Here is a 17,442-nt window from a genome sequence, read left to right as displayed (position 1 = left end):
TGCAGCATCCTCCATCCGCGCCGCCGCCTCAATACCTCCCGGGCGCAGAGACGGGGCCCGCGGGATAGTTGACAATTTTAATGGGGCATTTAGACCAAGGGCAGTCTTTCAGGGAGGTCCGCGTGATCCGATCCACCCTCGCCCTGCTGCTGGCCCTGCTGCCGCTGGCCGCCGAGGCCCAGCCCGTCACCGTCACCGACATCGAGGGGCGCGAGGTCACGCTGGAGGGCCCCGCCCAGCGCATCGCGCTGGCCGAGGCGCGGCAGCTCCTCGCCCTAGGCCTTCTGGGCGCCGAAGTGCCGGAACGGGTCGTGGCGCTGGCCGACCTGCGCCGCTTCGACGCGGAACTGCAGCAAGACTGGTTCGCAGCCTATCCGCAGCTTGCCGACAGACCTTTGATCGACGGCGACCAGATCCCCTCGGCGGAGAAGGTGATCGCCGCCGATCCCGACCTCTTCATCCTCAGCGGCGAGGGCGGCACGCCCGAGGCCATGGAGGCGCTGGCCGATACGCTGGAGGCCGCGGGCATCCCCACGGTAATGATCGATTTCCGCGCCGATCCCTTTGCCAATACCGTGCCCTCGATGCGCATCCTCGGGCAGGTGCTGGGCAAGGAGGAGGCAGCCGAGGATTTCATCGCCTTCTACCAGCAGCACCGGGACAGCGTTCTCGACACCATCGCGGCGCAGCAGCCCGAGCGGCCGAGCGTCTTTCTGCACATGCAGGCCAATACCTCGGGCCGGCTGGTCTCGCCCGGCGAGGCGAGTCTCGGGGAATTCGTCAGCGCCGCGGGGGGCGAGAACATCGGCGCAAGCGTCGTGCCCGGCACCTTCGGCGAGCTGAGCGCAGAGTATCTGCTGGCCGCCGATCCCGACATCTACCTTGCCACTGGGGGCAGCCATTTCGCGCCCGACCGCGGCGTGGTCACCGGCCCCGGCATCCCGCCCGAACAGGCGCAGGAGACGCTGCAGAGCTTCCTCGACGGTCAGCCCATCCTGTCGGAGCTGACCTCCGTGCGCGAGGGGCGCGCCCATGCGCTTTGGCACAACTTCCACAACAGCCCGCTGAACGTCGTCGCGCTCGAGGCGATGGCAAGCTGGTTCCACCCGGACCTCTTCCCCGCCTCGCTGCCGCAGGACACGCTGGACGAGATCAACGACCGTTTCCTCGCCGTGCCGGTCACCGGTGCGCCCTTCGTCAGCCTGAACCGCGCCGGGCAATGACCGCCCTGCCCGCAGCAGCGCCGGCGCTGGCCGCCCATGCCGCGCAGATGCGCTGGCGGCGCGGCTGCGTCGCGGTGCTGGCGGGTCTGGTGCTTGCGGCGCTCCTCGCCTCGCTGATGTCCGGCCCCTCGCCGCTGCCCCCGCTCGAGGCGCTGCGCGCGCTGATCCTGCCCGATGAGGCAGAGCGCGTGGCCCGCGTCATCGTCTGGACCGTGCGCCTGCCGCAGGCCCTGACCGCGCTGCTGGTCGGCGCCGCGCTGGCGCTGGCGGGGGCCGAGATGCAGACCATCCTCGACAACCCGCTGGCCAGCCCCTTCACGCTCGGCATCTCCTCGGCGGCCTCCTTCGGGGCGGCGCTGGCGCTGATCCTCGGCGTCTCGGTGCCGGGGCTGCCGGCAGAGTGGCTGGTGCCGGCCAATGCCTTCCTCTTCGCGGCCTTGGCCATGGCGCTTCTGCGCAGCGTGGCGGGGCGACCGGGCACCGGCCCCTCGACGCTGGTGCTGCTGGGCATCGCGCTGGTCTTCGCCTTCAACGCCATGGTCGCCCTGCTGCAATACACCGCCAGCCAGTCGGCGCTGCAGCAGTTCGTGTTCTGGACCATGGGCTCGGTGGGGCAGACAGGATGGGGACGGATCGGCGTGCTGGCCCTCGCGCTGGCGGTTGTCGCGCCCCTGTCCTGGCGCGCGCGCTGGATGCTGACGGCGCTGCGGCTGGGCGAGGATCGCGCCCGCAGCTTCGGCATCGACACCGGGCGGCTGCGCACCATGGCGCTGATCCGCATCACGCTTCTGTCGGCGCTGTCCGTGGCCTTCGTCGGCACCATCGGCTTCGTCGGGCTGGTCGGCCCGCATATTGCCCGCCTTCTGGTGGGCGAGGATCACGTCCATTTCCTGCCCGCCAGCGCGCTGACCGGGGCGCTGGTGATGCTGCTGGCCGCGATCCTGAGCGAGCTGATCGTGCAGGGCGTCGTGCTGCCCATCGGCATCGTCACGTCACTGGTGGGCGTGCCGGTCTTCCTTGCCCTCGTGCTGCGCCGGAAGGACGGGCTGTGAGCGGCGGGGAGGCCCTGCGCGCCGAGGGGCTGCGCGTGCGCCTCGGGCGCCGCATGGTGATCGACGGGCTCGATCTGCCGGAGATGCGACCAGGCGAGGTGACGGCCCTGATCGGGCCGAACGGCGCCGGGAAATCGACCCTGATCCGGGCCCTTGCGCGTCTGGCGCCCTGCGAGGGGCGGGTGTTTCTGGGCGATCTCGATCTTCTGCAGCAAAGCGCCGCCGCCCATGCCCGGCTGACCGGCTACATGCCGCAGGCGGTGCAATCGGGCGCCGCGCTCACCGTGCTCGAGGCGGTGGTGACGGCGCTGCGCGCGGTGCCCGACGGCGACCGGAGCGATCCGGTCATGCGCGCCCATGCCGCGCTGGAGCGGCTGGGCATAGCCGGCCTCGCGCAATCGCGCCTCGACCGGCTGTCGGGCGGGCAGCGGCAGATGGCCTCGCTGGCGCAGGCCATGGTGCGCGGCCCGCGCATCCTGCTGCTGGACGAGCCGACCAGCGCGCTCGACCCCGGGCGCCAGTTCGAGGTGATGCAGGCGGTGCAGGCCCTCGTGCGCGAGAGCGGCATCATCGCGGTGGTGGTGCTGCACGATCTGGAGCTGTCGCTGCGGTGGGCCGACCGCATCGTGCTGATGCAGGCCGGCGCCGCGCTTGCCTCCGGCGCGCCGGAGGATGTGGTGACCCCCGAGGCGCTGGGGCAGGCCTATGGCATCGACGCCCGGATCGAGCGCTGTTCGCGCGGCCTGCTGCATGTCCATGCCGACGGCGTCCTCGCCCGCCATGGCTGAGGCGCCGCCGCGCGACGGCCGCTTCGCGATGATGGAGGAGGCGATCCTCGAGGGCACCGGAACGCATGTCTTCCGGGTGCTGGAGGCGGGGCATCGCAGGCTCTATGTCGCGGTGCCGCGCGCGCCTGTGCCGCCCGGCGGTGTCCCGTCGCTGACCATGCTCGACGGCAATGCCGCGCTTGGCTGCCTGACGCCCGCGCTGCTGGCAGAGGTGCCGGACCTGGCGCTGGTGCTGCTGGGCCATGACGGGCCCGAGGCCTTCGACCGGGCGCGGCGCTGGCATGACTATACCCCGCCCTTCGATCCCGAAGACGGGGCGATGCGGCCCACCGGCGGCGGCGGCGCCCTGCTGGAGGAGATCACCGGTCCGCTGCGCGAGCTGGCCGAGACCGGGCTGCGGATCGATCCGGCGCGTCGCACGCTCTGGGGCCATTCGCTGGGCGGGCTGCTGGTGCTGACGGCGCTCTTCACCAGGCCGGAGGGATTTTCCGGCTACTGCCCCGTCAGCCCCTCGCTCTGGATGGCCGCGCGCACCATGGCGGCGCTGGAGCGGGCGGCGAGACCGGCGCGGGCGCGGCTGCTGGTCATGCTGGGCGATATGGAAAGCCGCAGCACCGATCCGCCGCTGACAGCGCCGCGCCCTGCGCCCGAGGTGCTGGAGCTGACCCGGCGCCTCGCCCGGTGCGAGGGGCTGGCGGTGGAGCAGCGCATCCTGGCAGGCCAGCAGCATGGGCCCGCGCTGCGCGCCTCGGTGCCGCATGCGCTGCGCTTCGCGGCCCGGCCCTTGGCCGGCTGACACTGCGGGAGCGAGGGGTGTCGCACCCCTCGCGCTCCCCGCGGGATATTTTCAAAGAGAAGAGAGGGGCGCGGATTACCCGACAAAAATACTTGGATTGCGCGTCGAGCTGCGGTAGGTCGGGCCAGCGCCCGTAGCCAGTCAGCAGCAAGCAGGGCCGTCCCGAGACCCCTTGAGGAGACCGTTGCAGATGCTGCACACCAAGTTCTTTGCCGGCGCCAGCCTTGCCCTGTTGAGCGCGGCGCCCGCGCTCGCCCAATCCGCCTTCGCCGATCTCGACCAGAGCTGGTCCGGCACGATCTCGGCCGGGTCTGGCGCGCGCGACCAGCCGCTGGTGCCCGGCGGCGAGGCCGTCGTGACCGGAGAGGGGCTGGAGCCCGGCCAGACCGTTACGCTGATGCGCGGCGAGACCGTGCTGAACGAAGAGCCCTATATCGCCGACGGGGAGGGCGCCTTCGAGGCCGCCCTGCCGCTGCCCGAGGATGCCGTTCCCGGCATTCACCCGATCCTCGCGCAGATCGGCGCCCCCTCCTACGGGCTGGCCTTCGAGATGAAGATCTCGCCCGACCTGCCGCTCTCGGGCGAGGAGCGCTTTATCATCGAGAGCGCGCCGCTGGTGTCCGGCCTGTATCAGGTCGCCTATAGCGCGGCGAGTGACACGCTTTTCGTTGCATCGGCCGTCGGGCGCCCGCCGATCGAGGAAAGCCAGCTGCTGAAGGTCGATCCCGAGACGCTCGAGATCACGGCCAGCATCACGCCCGAGACGGCGCCCGAGAACGGTGTCTTCGCGGTCTACGGCATCGGTGTCGACGACGCGCAGGGCACCGTCTGGGTCACCAACACCCGGCAGGATACCGTCGCCGTCTACGACCAGGACGACCTGTCGCTGATCAAGCAGTTCGCGCCCGGCACCGTCGGCCATGCCCGTGACGTGGTGATCGATGCCGAGGCTGGGCGCGCCTATGCCTCGGCCACCTTCGAGCCGACGGTGCATGTCTTCGACACCGAGACGCTCGAAGAGCTGGAGCCGATCACCATCCCCTCCTCGCGCCGCCGCGCGACCTTCGGCATGGGCAGCATCGCGCTGGATCCCGGGGCCGGGCGCCTCGTCGCGGCCAGCCTGGACACCGACGAGGTCGCGGTGATCGACACCGCCGACGGCAGCGTGCTGAACATCGTCCCGCTGGAAAACGTCTTGGGCACCATCGGTATCGCCTACGACCCCGAGGCCGATGCCGTCATCGCCACCAGCCAGGGCAGCGATCACGTGACCCGTATCGACGCCGAGAGCGGCGAGATCCTGTCGCAGCTGCGCACAGGCGCCGGCCCGCTGAATGCGGCCTGGAATCCGGCCTCGGGCGAGGTCTTCGTGACCAACCGCGTCTCGGGCACCCTGTCGGTGCTGGACGCGGCGGGCGAGATCACTGCCACCCTGCCGATCGGCACCTTCCCGAACGGTGTGATCGCGCTGGAGGACGGCACCGTCTTCGTCGTCAACAAATCCGCCGGCGAGGATGACGCGCAGGGCGATCACATCACCCGCATCACCCCGGCCGAGTAAAGACCCCGCGGGCGCCCCACACCCGGGGCGTCCGCCCATCAGGACAGCAGCCGTGACAGAGCCCGCCCCGCCGCAGCAGATCTGGCCCGAGGATCGCGCCGCCCGCTACCGCGCCGCGGGCTACTGGACGGGCGAGACCTTTCCCGCGCTGCTGCGGGACCGGGCCGCCCGCCATGCCACCCGCACCGCCGTCATCGGCGGCGAAATGCGACTGAGCTACGAGGACCTGCTGGAGGATGCGCGGCGCATCGGCGCCGGGTTCCTGGCGCTGGGGCTGAGGCCCGGCGACCGCGTCGTGCTGCAGCTGCCGAACGAGCCGGCCTTCGTGCAGGTGATGTTCGGCCTCTTCATGGCCGGGCTGCTGCCGGTCTTTGCCCTGCCCGCCCATCGCCGGACCGAGATCGCGCACTTCGCCGCCCGCTCCGGCGCCAAGGCGCTGGTGGTGGCCGACCGGCGCGGCGGCTTCGATTACCGCGCCATGGCGCGCGAGGTCTCGGCCGAGGTCGGGCTGGCCCATGTCGTTGTCGCCGGCGAGGCGGAGGAGTTTGTGCCGCTGGGGAGCCTTTCGGGCGATCCGGGCCTGCTGCCGCCGGATCCGGAGCCATCCTCCGTCGCCTTCCTGCAGATTTCCGGCGGCAGCACGGGCCTGTCGAAGCTGATCCCGCGCACCCATGACGACTACCTCTATTCCGTGCGCGAAAGCGCGACGATCTGCGGGCTGACGGAGGCCTCGGTCTACCTCGCCGCGCTGCCGGCGGCGCATAACTTCACGCTGTCGTCGCCGGGGGTACTCGGCGCGCTGCATGCGGGTGGCACCGTGGTCCTCGCGCCCGATCCGAACCCGCAGACCGCCTTTCCGCTGATCGCCCGGCATGGCGTGACGATGAGCGCGCTGGTCCCCCCCCTCGCGCTGCTCTGGCTCGATGCCGCCGCCGCGCGGGGCCGGGACGAATTGGAGAGCCTGACCGACCTGCTGGTCGGCGGCGCCAGGCTGCCGCCCGAGGCCGCGCGGCGCATCGGCCCCGGTCTAGGCTGCCGGCTGACGCAGGTCTTCGGCATGGCCGAGGGGCTGGTGAACTACACCCGCGCCGAGGATCCGGACGAAATCGTCACCGGCACGCAGGGTCGCCCGATCAGCCCGGACGACGAGATCCGCCTCGTCGACGACCAGGACCGCGAGGTGCCCGAGGGGACGCCCGGCCAGCTTCTGACGCGCGGCCCCTACACAATCACTGCTTACCACGGTGCGCCCGAGGCCAATGCCCGCAGCTTCACCGCCGACGGCTTCTATCGCACCGGCGACGTGGTGCTGCGCCTGCCCTCCGGCCACCTTGTCGTGCAGGGGCGCGCCACGGATCACATCAACCGCGCCGGGGAGAAGGTCTCGGCCGAGGAGATCGAGGATCATCTGCTGGGGCACGAAGGCGTCTATGACGCGATCTGCGTGTCGATCCCGGATGCCGAGCTGGGCGAGCGCAGCTGCGCTTTCGTGATCCGCCGCGATCCGGCGCTGCGCGGGCCGCAAGTGAAGACATGGATGCGCGGGCGCGGGATCGCGTCCTTCAAGATCCCCGACGAGGTCCGCTTCGTCGAGGCCTTCGAGACCACCGCCGCGCTGAAGATCAGCCGTCGGCAGCTGCGCGCCCGCCTGCGCGCCGCCGCGCTGGAAGGAGAGAGCGATGCTGACATTTGACGAGATGCGCGCCGACGTGGCGCGGGTGGTGCACGAGGCGCCGGAGGATATCGACCCCGACGAGAACCTCGCCGACCTTGGCATCGATTCCATGCGCGCGATGCGCCTGCTGATGGCCTGGGAAGAGCGTCTGCCCGGCCTTGACTACGGCGCCTTCATGGAAGAGCCGACGCTGTCCGGCTGGTGGGCCGTGGTGCAGGCGCGGCAGTCGGCGGGCGCATGATCGCCGCCGGGGGCGCGCCGCTGACCGAGGCGCAGGAGGGCATCTGGTATGCCCAGGCGCTCGACCCCGAGAACCCCGTCTTCAACACCGGGCAGTATACCCGGATCGACGGCCCGCTCGACGTGGCGCTGTTCCAGGATGCCGTGTCCCGGATGATCGGCGAGGCCGAGGCGCTGTCGCTGCGCTTTTCCCAGGGGCCGGAGGGGGTGCAGCAGAGTGTCGGGGCGCCCCCGGAGCCGCAGTATGTGGACGTTTCGTCCGCCGCCGAGCCCGAGGCCGAGGCCCTTGCCGCGATCCACGCGGCAGAGGCCCAGCCGGCCAACCTGGCGCGGGGCCCTCTTGCCTGTTTCACGCTGTACCGGCTGGGGCCGGAGCGGTTCCTCTGGCACCAGATGGCGCATCACCTCGCGCTCGACGGCTATGGCATGATCCTGATCACCCGGCGGGTGGGCGATCTTTATTCCGCCGCGGTGCAGGGGCAAAAGGCGCCCCCGGCGCTGTCTCCGCTCGCCCGCGCGGTCGAGGAGGATGCCGCCTATCGCGACGGTGACAAGCGCGCGCGGGACCTTGCCTTCTGGGACGCGGCCCTCGCCGATCTGCCGGAGGTCACGGGTCTTGCCGAGGGGCGCGCCGTTTCGGCCCATGCCTTTCACCGCGCGCGGCTGCCCCTGCCCGATAGGCTCGCCCAGCGCCTCGCGCAGCGGGCCGAGGCGGCGGACCTCTCCTGGCCCGACATGGCCGTGGCGCTGGTCGGCGCCTATGTCCGGCGTTTCACGGGAAACAGCGGCGAGGCGGTGCTGGGCGTGCCGCATATGGGCCGCATGGGCAGCAAGGCCGCCCGCGTGCCCTGCACCATGGTCAACGTGCTGCCGCTGCGGCTGCGGGGGGACGAGGGCGCCCCGCTCGAGGTCTTCGCCTCCGAGGTCGCGCAGGACCTGCGGCAGACGCGGCGGCACGGGCGCTTTCGGTCCGAGGTCCTGCGCCGCCGGCTGGGGCGCATCGGCGGGACGCGGCGGCTGCACGGGCCGCTGGTCAACATCCTGCCTTTCGAGGCGGCTCCGGCGATTGCGGGCTGCACCGCGCGGATGGAGGTAACGGGCGCCGGCTCCGTCGACGACATCACCGTGACCCTGCGCGGCCTGCCGGAACAGGGTCTGACGCTGGAGATCGACGCCAATCCCAGTCTCTACACAAGGGCCGAGGTGCAGGGCCACGCGGATCGCCTCATGGCCTTCCTGACGGCTGCCCTCGCCGCCGAAAGCCTGTCGCAGGTGCCGCTCGCTACGCCGGAGGAGGCGCTGGCCGAGGTGCATGGCGCCAATGCCACGGCGCACCCGGTGCCCGAGACAACGCTGACCGCCCTGATCGCCGAAGGGCTGGCGCGCGACCCGCAGGCGCTGGCCGTCACAAGTGAGAGCGAGAGCCTGACTGCCGCCGATCTCGACACCCGAAGCGCGGCGCTGGCGGCAGAGCTGGCGCGGCGCGGCGCCGGGCCGGGGCGCATCGTCGCGGTCTCCCTCCCCCGCTCTGCCGGGCTGGTCGTGGCGCTGCTGGCCGTGATGCGCAGCGGTGCCGCCTACCTGCCGGTGGATCCGGAGGATCCGGAAAGCCGCAAGCAGGCGATCTTCGAGACGGCGCAGCCGGTGGCCTTGCTGGCGGAGGAGGAGGGGCTGCTGCTCACCCTGCGCCCCAGCGACTGGCCCACGACAGGCGCCGCGCCGGAGGGGCCGGCGCCCGGCGATCCGGCCTATGTCATCTTCACCTCAGGCTCCACCGGCGCGCCCAAGGGGGTCGTCGTGGAACATTCCGCCATCGTGAACCGCCTGCTGTGGATGCGCGACCAGTACGGGATCGGACCCGCCGACCGCATCCTGCAGAAGACGCCCGCCACCTTCGATGTCTCGGTCTGGGAATTCTTCCTGCCGCTGATCTGCGGCGCGCGGCTGGCCATGGCGCCGCCCAGCGCGCATCGCGACCCGGCCACCATTGCCGGGCTGATCCGCGCCCATGGCATCACCACGCTGCACTTCGTCCCCTCGATGCTGACCCTCTTCCTGCGCGCGAAGGAAAGCGCCGGCCTGCCGCCGCTGCGCCTTTTCACCAGCGGCGAGGCGCTGCCCGCCGCCCTGCGCGACGCGGTGCACCAGCGGCTGACCGCGCAGCTGCACAACCTCTACGGACCGACGGAGGCGGCGGTGGACGTCTCCTTCTGGGACGCGGGGGCTGGCGACGACAGCCAGCCCGTGCCCATCGGCCACCCGGTCTGGAACACGCGTCTCTACATCCTGGACGACCACCGCCGCCCTCTGCCGCAGGGCCTCGCCGGCACGCTCTGGATTGCCGGGCGGCAGCTGGCGCGCGGCTACCTGAACCGGGACGACCTGACGCAGGCCCGCTTCCTGCCCGATCCCTTCGTGCCGGGCGCGCGGATGTACGACACCGGCGACAGGGCGCGGCGGCGGGCGGACGGGGCCATCGACTACCTTGGCCGCGCCGACGACCAGCTGAAGATCCGCGGCGTAAGGGTCGAACCCGGAGAGGTCGCCGCCGGTCTGCGCCGCACCGGCCTCGTGCTTGATGCCGCCGTCACCGGGCGCGAGGGGCGGCCGGGGATGCTACTGGTGGCCCATGTCGTGCTGTGCCCCGGCGCGGGACTGGAGGCGCTGCGCGAGGCCGCCGCCGGAACCCTGCCCGCAGCGATGCGCCCCGCCGCCTATGTCGCGATGGAGGCGCTGCCGCTGACCGCCAACGGCAAGCTCGACCGCCGCGCCCTGCCCGCGCCAGAAATCGCGGTGCAGCAGGGGCGCGCCCCCGCGCCGGGCGCGGAGGCAATCGTCGCGCAGGCCATGGCCGAGGTGCTGGACCTCCCCGCGCCGCCCAGCGCCGAGGCGGAATTCTTCGCCCTTGGCGGCGACAGCCTCTCGGCAGTGCGGCTGACGCTGCTGCTGGAAGAGCGGCTGGGCCGCGATCCCGGTCTCGGCGCTGTGTTCGAGGCACCGGGCGTCGCCGCCCTCGCCCAGCGCCTGGACCGCGCCGACCACGGCCTCGGCCCGCTGATCCGCCTCGGCTCCGGCGCGCTGCCGCCGCTTTACGCGGTGCATCCCGCCGGCGGGCTGGCCTGGTGCTACCGCGACCTCGCGCGGGCGCTGCCGAACCGGCCGGTGGTCGGGGTCCAGTCGCCCGCGCTCGACCCCGGCGAAACGCTTCCGGGCAGTCTTGAGGCGCTGGCCTCGGGCTACCTTGCACGGATCCTGACGCAGCACCCCAAGGGCGCCCCGGTGCACCTGCTCGGCTGGTCGCTTGGCGGCATCCTCGCGCAGGAATTGGCGGTTCAGGTCGAGCGGGCGGGGCTGACGCTGGGCGCGCTCTGCCTGCTCGACGCCTATCCCGCCGCGGCCTGGCGGGACGATCCCGAACCGAACCGCAGCGACGCGCTGCGCGCCCTGCTGGCGCTGTCGGGGATCGACCCGGAAGCGTATCCGGAGCTGGTGGAGAAGGCGCAGATCCTTGCCTTTCTCCGCGAGCGCGGCAGTCCTTTGGGCCTGCTGCCCCCCGCTGTGGCCGAGGGCGTCGTGCGCGCGGTGCAGGGGACGAACGCCCTCGTCCGGCGCCACGAGGACCGGGCGCTCAAGGGCCCCCTGCTGCATGTCGCCGCGGCACGGGAGCACACCTCCGGGCGCCTGAAGCCCGAGATGTGGCGCCCGCTCTGCGGCAAGCTGCAGACCGAGGCGCTGCCGCTGCGCCATGCCCAGATGACCGGAGCCGAGGCGAGCGCGCAGGTCGCCGCCCTCCTTGCGCCGCACCTCTCGGGCGCCTGATCCGCCCCTCCTGTCGCGCAAATGTCACTCTGCCGCGCCGAGATACCCGACAGAATTGATAAGGTTCATGCTGCCCCTTAGCAGGGCCTCACATTCCCACCTGCGTGCCTCCATCCAGTCCCTAGCAGACAAGACAGACGACTCGCGGCTTCCGAAACGAAAAGGACGCTGCCATGACCCATTCCCTCTCCGGCCGGTTCCGGGGACCCTCTCTCCTCGCCGTCGTCGCGGCGCTGGCCGCCCCGGCGGGCGCGCAGGAGGCAGGTCTCGGCGCCTATGACCTCGACCTGCCCGTTACGCTCGACCCGATCATCGTGCAGGCCGCCTCGGAGGAGCTGAAGCAGGCGCCCGGTGTCTCGACCATCTCGGAAGAGGATCTCGAGGCCTATCCCCCGGCCAACGACATCTCCGAGATCATCCGCCGCCAGCCCGGCGTGAACCTGACCGGCAACACCACCACAGGCCAGCGCGGCAACAACCGCCAGATCGACTTGCGCGGCATGGGGCCAGAGAACACGCTGATCCTGATCGACGGGCGCCCGGCCCTGTCGCGCAACTCTGTCCGCATGGGCCGCTCGGGCGAGCGGGACACGCGGGGCGATTCGAACTGGGTCCCGGCCGAGCTGGTCGAGCGGATCGAGGTCCTGCGCGGCCCGGCCGCCGCCCGCTACGGATCCGGCGCATCGGGCGGCGTGGTGAACATCATCACCAAGCGGCCCGCAGAGCGCTTCGTGACCTTTAGTCTCCATTACGAGCGCCCCGAGGACAGCCTCGAGGGCGGGTCCCGCCGCGCCAACGTGCTGTTCGGCGGGCCGCTGTCAGAGACGCTGTCCTACCGCGCCTACCTGAACCGGAACGAGACCGAGGGCGACGATCCCGCGCTGAACGCCGATGCGGTGGACGAAGGTGAAACCGTCTACGCAGGCCGCGAAGGGGTGAACAACACCGATGGCAACATCGCGCTCGATTACCGCCCGAATGCCATGCACACTTGGGGCGCGGAGCTTGGCCTCAGCCGCCAGTCCAACGCATACGCGGGCGATTCGCTGTTCCGCGGCGTGGTGGACGACGTCGAGGATGACGCGGGCGAAGTGATCGACCTGATCGGGGAAGAGACCAACCGGATCGACCGCCGGACGCTCGCCCTCAGCCACGACGGCCTCTACGGCTTCGGCGATTCGCAAAGCTACCTGCAATGGGAGCATAGCGAGAACGAGCGCCTGACCGAGGGCTTCGCCGGCGGCGGCGAGGGCACGATCAACTCCACCGACACCAGCACCATCACGCTGGACACCGTGACCGCCAAGTCCGAATGGAACATCGTCCGCGCCGCGCGCACGCTGACCTTCGGCGCCGAGTACCGCGGCGAGTGGATGGACGACGAGACCGTGGACAACGGCCTCGACCTCAACACCGACGTCGATGGCACGGCGACCGCGTCGGAAGACCGCGATCCGACGACCGACGCCCATTCGCTGGGTCTTTACGCCGAGGAGAACTGGCAGCTCTCGGATGCCTGGACGCTGACCTCGGGCCTGCGCGCCGATCTGCACAGCGAGGCGGGCTTCACCCTCTCGCCCAGCGTCAACGCGACATGGCAGATGAGCAGCGCCTTCGAGCTGAAGCTGGGCATCAGCCGGGCCTTCAAGGCGCCGAACCTGTTCCAGCTGAACCCCGATTACCTGTACTACACGCGCGGGAACGGATGCCCGGTCAACCAAAGCAGTAGTGGCGGCTGCTACATCCTCGGCAACGCGGATCTGGACCACGAGACATCGTGGAACAGCGAGATCGGGCTGGCCTATCGCGGCGCGGGCGGCGTGGTTGCGGGCGTGACCTACTTCCACAACGACTACGACGACAAGATCACCGCCGGGCTGGAGCCGGTCGGGATCTACGACACCCGCGACGGCCGGAGTAGCAAGGTCTTCCGCTGGCAGAACGTGACTGAGGCGACGATCCAGGGCCTCGAGGCGAACCTGAGCGTCCCGCTGAGCGAGACTCTGACATGGTCGACCAATGCCACCGTGATGGATTCCGAGAACAAGGTGACGGGCGATCCGCTGTCTCTGGTGCCGGACTACACGATCAACAGCAGCCTCGACTGGCAGGCCACCGACGCCTGGACCCTGAACCTCTACCTGACGCACTACGGCGAGACGCCCGCCGCGCAGACCAGCGTTACCAGCGGCGCCGAGATCGAGGATACCGATCCGGTCGATCCCTATACCCTCTTCGGGCTGACGACGACCTACCAGCTCACCGAGGCGGTCGCGCTGAAGGGCGGGATCAAGAACCTCTTCGACGAGCGGCTGCTGCGGTCGGGCGAGGGCGCGAACACCTACAACGAGCCGGGCCGATCCGTCTTCGTCGGTCTTTCGGCCAGCTTCTAGGGCCCCTGCCGCCCGCCCTCGCCAAGCGGGGGCGGGTGCGCTAACCAGCGGCAAACGACCCAGTATCCGGATGACACCATGCGTCTCGCGCCCCTCGCCCTCGTCGCCACCCTCGCCGCCGGCTCTGCCGCTGCGCAGGACACGCTCTATTTCTCGGCCATCCCCGACGACGACGAGACGCGCCTGACCGAGCGCTTTGGCCAGGTCGCGGATTACCTGTCCGAGACGCTCGAGGTGCCGGTCGAATACATCCCGGTCAAAAGCTACGCCGCCGCCGTCACCGCCTTCCGCAACGACCAGATCCAGCTGGCCTGGTTTGGCGGGCTCTCGGGCGTGCAGGCGCGGATGCTGGTCCCCGAAAGCCGCGCCATCGCGCAGGGCGCCGAGGATGCGCAATTTGTGACCTACTTCATCGCCAACGACGAGACCGGCATCGAAGCCTCGGACGACTTCCCGGACATGGAAGGCCTGCGCTTCACCTTCGGCGCGCAGACCAGCACCTCGGGCCGGCTGATGCCCGAGTTCTACATCCGCGAAGAGACGGGCGAGGCGCCCGAGGACTACTTCGCCGACGTCGGCTTCTCGGGCGACCACGGGCAGACCCTGCGCCTCGTCTCCTCCGGCGCCTACGAGGTCGGCGCGCTGAACTTCAGCGTCTACGAGCAGGCGGTGACCGAGGGCGCGCCCGAGGTCGAGAACACCACCGTGGTGTGGAAGACCCCGGCCTACCCCGACTACAACTGGACCATCCGCGGCGATGTCGATGCCCGCTGGGGCGAAGGCTTTGCCGATCGCGTGCAGGCGGCGCTGATCGGCATGGAAGACCCCGTGCTGCTGGAGCAGTTCCCCCGCAGCGCCTTCATCGAGGCCGACAACGCGCTTTACGCCCCGATCGAGGAGACCGCGCGCCAGCTCGACCTGATCGAGTGACAGAGGCGCTCGTCCGCTTCGAGGGCGAGGATATCGGCTGGCCCGGCCAGCCGGTCCTGTCCGGTTTGCACCTGACCCTGCACGCGGGCGAGCGGCTGGTGCTGCTGGGCCGCAGCGGGGCCGGGAAATCGACCCTGCTGAGCGCGATCCGGGACCGGCTGCCGGGGCGCATTGCGCTGATCCCGCAGGACCACGGCCTCGTCGGGCCGCTCTCGGTGCATCATAACGTCTGGATGGGGCGGCTCGACGATCATCGGTCCGCCTACAACCTGCTGAACCTCGTCCGCCCGCTGGCGCGCGAGCGCGCGGCCACGGACCCGGTCATCGCCGAAGTCGGCCTGTCGGGGTTCGAGAGGCGCCCGGTCGAGGCGCTGTCGGGCGGGCAGCGGCAGCGCACGGCGCTGGCCCGCGCGCTGTTCCGCGGCGGCGATGCCGTTCTGGGCGACGAACCTGTCAGCGCGGTCGATCCGGTGCAGGGGGCGGCGCTGCTGGAGGCCCTGACAGGGCGGTTTCAGACACTGGTGCTTGCCCTGCACGACCGCGAGGCGGCCTTGGCGACGGCGACCCGCATCGTCGGGCTGAAGGATGGCGCGGTGCTGATCGACGCCCCGGCCCGCGACCTCAGCCTCGAGGCGCTGAGCCCGCTTTATGACTGATCGCGGCACGGTCAGGCCGCCGCTGCGCCGGACGCATGTGCTGGCCGGCTTCGCGCTGGTGACGGCGCTGGCCTTCGCGCTGGCGGACCTGCGGCTGCTCGCGCCGGATCCGGCGGCGATGCTGGCGCAGATGGCACGCGGTTTGCTGCATCCCGATTTCGGACAGGCGCTGCCGCTGCTGCATGCGGCGGCGCTGACGCTGGCCTTCGCGCTGGTCGGCGTGACCTGCGGCGCGCTGGCGGGGCTGGTCATGGCGCCCGCCTATCGCCACCCCGCCGTGCGCGGGCTCTGCGTTGCCCTGCGCTCCATCCACGAGTTGTTCTGGGCGCTGCTGCTGATGCAGGTGACAGGCCTGTCGCCTCTGACCGGCGTGCTGGCCATCGCCCTGCCCTATGCCGGCATCTTCGCCAAGGTCTTTGCCGAATACCTCGAGGAGGTCGATGCCGGCGCCGCCAGCGCCCTGCCGCGCGGCACCGGGACCCTCAGCGCGCTGCTCTGGACCCGGCTGCCGCTGGCCATGCCGCAGATGCTGTCCTACGCGGCCTACCGGATGGAATGCGGGCTGCGTTCCTCCGCCGTGCTGGGCTTCGTCGGGCTGCCGACGCTGGGCTTCCTGATGGAAAGCTATTTCCGCCAGGCCGACTACGCCGAGGCGGCGGCGGTTCTTCTGTGCTTCTTCGCGATCATCCTGCCGCTGCGGCTCTGGCTGCGCTGGCGGCTGGTGCCGCTGTACCTGCTGGGCGCGCTGGTGCTGCTGGCGCAGGTCGATGTGCCGCCCATGGGCAGCGGCATCCTGATGCGCTTCGCGCAGGACATCGTGCCCGCGCCGCTGCGGCAGGGCGATCTCGCGGCGCTGCCGGCCTGGCTGTGGGAGATGATCGCCGGGCAGATCGCGCCCGGCACGCTGGTCACGCTGGTGCTGTCGCAGCTTGCGCTGGCGCTGGCGGCGCTGATCGCGGGCCTTGGCTTTCCGCTGATGGTGCGGCGGGTGACGGGGCGCGTGGGCGCGGTGCTGGGCGATGCGCTGCTGGCGGTGCTGCGCAACATCCCCGACTACATGCTGGCCTTCATCCTGCTGCAATGCCTCGGCCCCTCGATGCTGCCCGCCGTGCTGGCGCTGGGTCTGCACAACGGCGCGATCATCGCGCATCTGCTGGGGCGGCAGGCGCAGGGCCTTGCCCTGCGGCCCGATGCGCCGCGCGGGCTGACCCTCTGGGGGTGGGAGCTTCTGCCGCGGCAGTTCCCGGCCTTCCTCGCGCTGCTTCTGTATCGCTGGGAGATCATCGTGCGCGACAGCGCGATCTTCGGGCTGATCGGCGTCGCCACGCTGGGCTTCCACGTCGATGCCGCGATCCAGCAGCTGCGGCTCGACCGGGCGGTGCTGCTGCTGGTGGCTATGGGGTTGCTGACGCTGGCGATCGACCTCGTCTCGTCGCACCTGCGGGGGCGGATGCGCCTGGCCGCGGGGCCGGTCACAAGCCGGGTCGATCCCGGCCGGGCGATGGACTAGCCCAGACGCCGCCCCTCGACCGTGACGCCGTAGATCGTGGTCAGGACCGCGATGCCAAGCATCAGCGACAGCCAGTTCACCACGATATCCGCCGCGAAGGCGAGGATGCCCAGCCCGGCCAGGGCGAGGCCCTGCACCGCAAGGGCGAGGACGATCTGCAGGGCCGCCAGGACCACGGCGGCCACCGCGATGCCGTTGCTCGCGCTGGCCGAGGCCGCCCAGGCCGCGCGCAGGCTCATCGTTTCTCCGACCGCCGTGGCGGGCAGGATCAGGCCGAAGCGCAGCGACAGGTAGCTGGCCGCGAAGAAGATCGCGAGGAAGACGAGAAAGACGAAGGGCAGCAGGGTGGCGATCAGCGCGAAGACCAGACTGATCGGGACCATGATCGCGATGACCACCAGCGACAACTGGAACGAACGCAGCGCATAGGCGCCGACCGGGCGCCCCGCGAAGGGCGGAATCCAGCCTGGATATTCCTCGAGCAGGACGAAGCGATGCCAGGCGACCGCAGCCCAGGCCGCGCAGAGGATGCCGACGGTGACGGTGACGGCCAGCACGATCAGCGTGGCGGCGAGATCCGCGGGCGCGGGCGCCTCTTCGGTCCCCGGCTGCAGTGGCACCTCGGGGCCGAAGAAGGCCGTGATCAGGCCGATCAGAACCGTCGCCACGGCCAGCGGCACCAGAGAGACCCGCAGCGCCTCGCCGATGTTGCGCCGCACAAGCTGCACGGAGTGCGTGACGATCGCGCCGCTCATATCCGAAATCCTTTCCAGCCGCCTTCGCGCGCAGCAGACACGGG

Annotated in this window: 13 protein-coding genes; 12 read left to right on the top strand and 1 reads right to left on the bottom strand. The window is 70.9% G+C overall.

The features are described 5' to 3' along the window. The first annotated feature begins 122 nt into the window (after nt 1–122). The 12 genes from DFP88_RS06115 (at nt 123) to DFP88_RS17000 (ending at nt 16,643) form a co-directional block, all read left to right on the top strand. The gene (locus tag DFP88_RS06115) at nt 123–1,223 is read left to right on the top strand and encodes an ABC transporter substrate-binding protein (protein ID WP_181418573.1); all 1,101 of its coding nucleotides are present in this window, start codon (nt 123–125) and stop codon (nt 1,221–1,223) included. Beyond that, the gene (locus DFP88_RS06110) at nt 1,220–2,275 is read left to right on the top strand and encodes a FecCD family ABC transporter permease (protein WP_110813579.1); all 1,056 of its coding nucleotides are present in this window, start codon (nt 1,220–1,222) and stop codon (nt 2,273–2,275) included. The genes DFP88_RS06115 and DFP88_RS06110 overlap by 4 nt, the downstream gene beginning before the upstream one ends. Next, nucleotides 2,272–3,063 carry an ABC transporter ATP-binding protein gene (locus DFP88_RS06105; RefSeq protein WP_245904714.1) on the top strand — a complete coding sequence of 264 codons (792 nt, stop codon included), beginning with the start codon at nt 2,272–2,274 and terminating at the stop codon, nt 3,061–3,063. Before DFP88_RS06110 ends, DFP88_RS06105 begins: the two co-directional genes overlap by 4 nt. Beyond that, complete coding sequence (locus DFP88_RS06100; protein ID WP_181418572.1) at nt 3,056–3,859, top strand: alpha/beta hydrolase; 804 nt, start codon at nt 3,056–3,058, stop codon at nt 3,857–3,859. Before DFP88_RS06105 ends, DFP88_RS06100 begins: the two co-directional genes overlap by 8 nt. Before the next feature lie 190 nt (nt 3,860–4,049). Then, nucleotides 4,050–5,420, top strand: coding sequence for a YncE family protein (locus DFP88_RS06095; protein ID WP_110813577.1), 1,371 nt, complete (start codon nt 4,050–4,052; stop codon nt 5,418–5,420). Between the two features lie 52 nt (nt 5,421–5,472). Then, nucleotides 5,473–7,113: a (2,3-dihydroxybenzoyl)adenylate synthase gene (locus DFP88_RS06090; protein ID WP_245904713.1), complete on the top strand. Its 1,641-nt coding sequence runs from the start codon at nt 5,473–5,475 to the stop codon at nt 7,111–7,113. After that, entirely contained in the window at nt 7,100–7,336 is a 237-nt protein-coding gene (locus tag DFP88_RS06085) for a phosphopantetheine-binding protein (protein ID WP_110813575.1), read from the top strand. Before DFP88_RS06090 ends, DFP88_RS06085 begins: the two co-directional genes overlap by 14 nt. Continuing rightward, nucleotides 7,333–11,154 (top strand): non-ribosomal peptide synthetase, encoded by a 3,822-nt coding sequence (locus tag DFP88_RS06080; RefSeq protein WP_110813574.1) that lies wholly within the window; start codon nt 7,333–7,335, stop codon nt 11,152–11,154. The genes DFP88_RS06085 and DFP88_RS06080 overlap by 4 nt, the downstream gene beginning before the upstream one ends. 173 nt (nt 11,155–11,327) lie before the next feature. Beyond that, a complete protein-coding gene (locus tag DFP88_RS06075; protein WP_110813573.1) occupies nt 11,328–13,547 on the top strand; it encodes a FepA family TonB-dependent siderophore receptor in 2,220 nt (739 codons plus the stop codon). 78 nt (nt 13,548–13,625) lie between these two features. After that, nucleotides 13,626–14,477: a putative selenate ABC transporter substrate-binding protein gene (locus DFP88_RS06070; protein ID WP_110813572.1), complete on the top strand. Its 852-nt coding sequence runs from the start codon at nt 13,626–13,628 to the stop codon at nt 14,475–14,477. After that, nucleotides 14,474–15,133, top strand: a complete 660-nt coding sequence (locus DFP88_RS06065; RefSeq protein ID WP_110813571.1) for an ATP-binding cassette domain-containing protein — start codon at nt 14,474–14,476, stop codon at nt 15,131–15,133. The genes DFP88_RS06070 and DFP88_RS06065 overlap by 4 nt, the downstream gene beginning before the upstream one ends. Then, nucleotides 15,126–16,643 (top strand): PhnE/PtxC family ABC transporter permease, encoded by a 1,518-nt coding sequence (locus tag DFP88_RS17000; protein ID WP_110813570.1) that lies wholly within the window; start codon nt 15,126–15,128, stop codon nt 16,641–16,643. Before DFP88_RS06065 ends, DFP88_RS17000 begins: the two co-directional genes overlap by 8 nt. On the opposite strand, the gene DFP88_RS06055 is transcribed toward DFP88_RS17000, so the two are convergent. After that, the gene (locus tag DFP88_RS06055) at nt 16,640–17,398 is read right to left on the bottom strand and encodes a hypothetical protein (protein ID WP_110813569.1); all 759 of its coding nucleotides are present in this window, start codon (nt 17,396–17,398) and stop codon (nt 16,640–16,642) included. The two genes, DFP88_RS17000 and DFP88_RS06055, sit on opposite strands and share 4 nt — an antisense overlap. Between the last annotated feature and the right edge of the window lie 44 nt (nt 17,399–17,442).

Source organism: Pseudoroseicyclus aestuarii (assembly GCF_003217255.1).
GTDB classification, from domain to species: Bacteria; Pseudomonadota; Alphaproteobacteria; order Rhodobacterales; family Rhodobacteraceae; genus Pseudoroseicyclus; species Pseudoroseicyclus aestuarii.
Note: the sequence above shows the minus strand (reverse complement) of the source record. Positions and strands in the feature narration are given on the sequence as shown.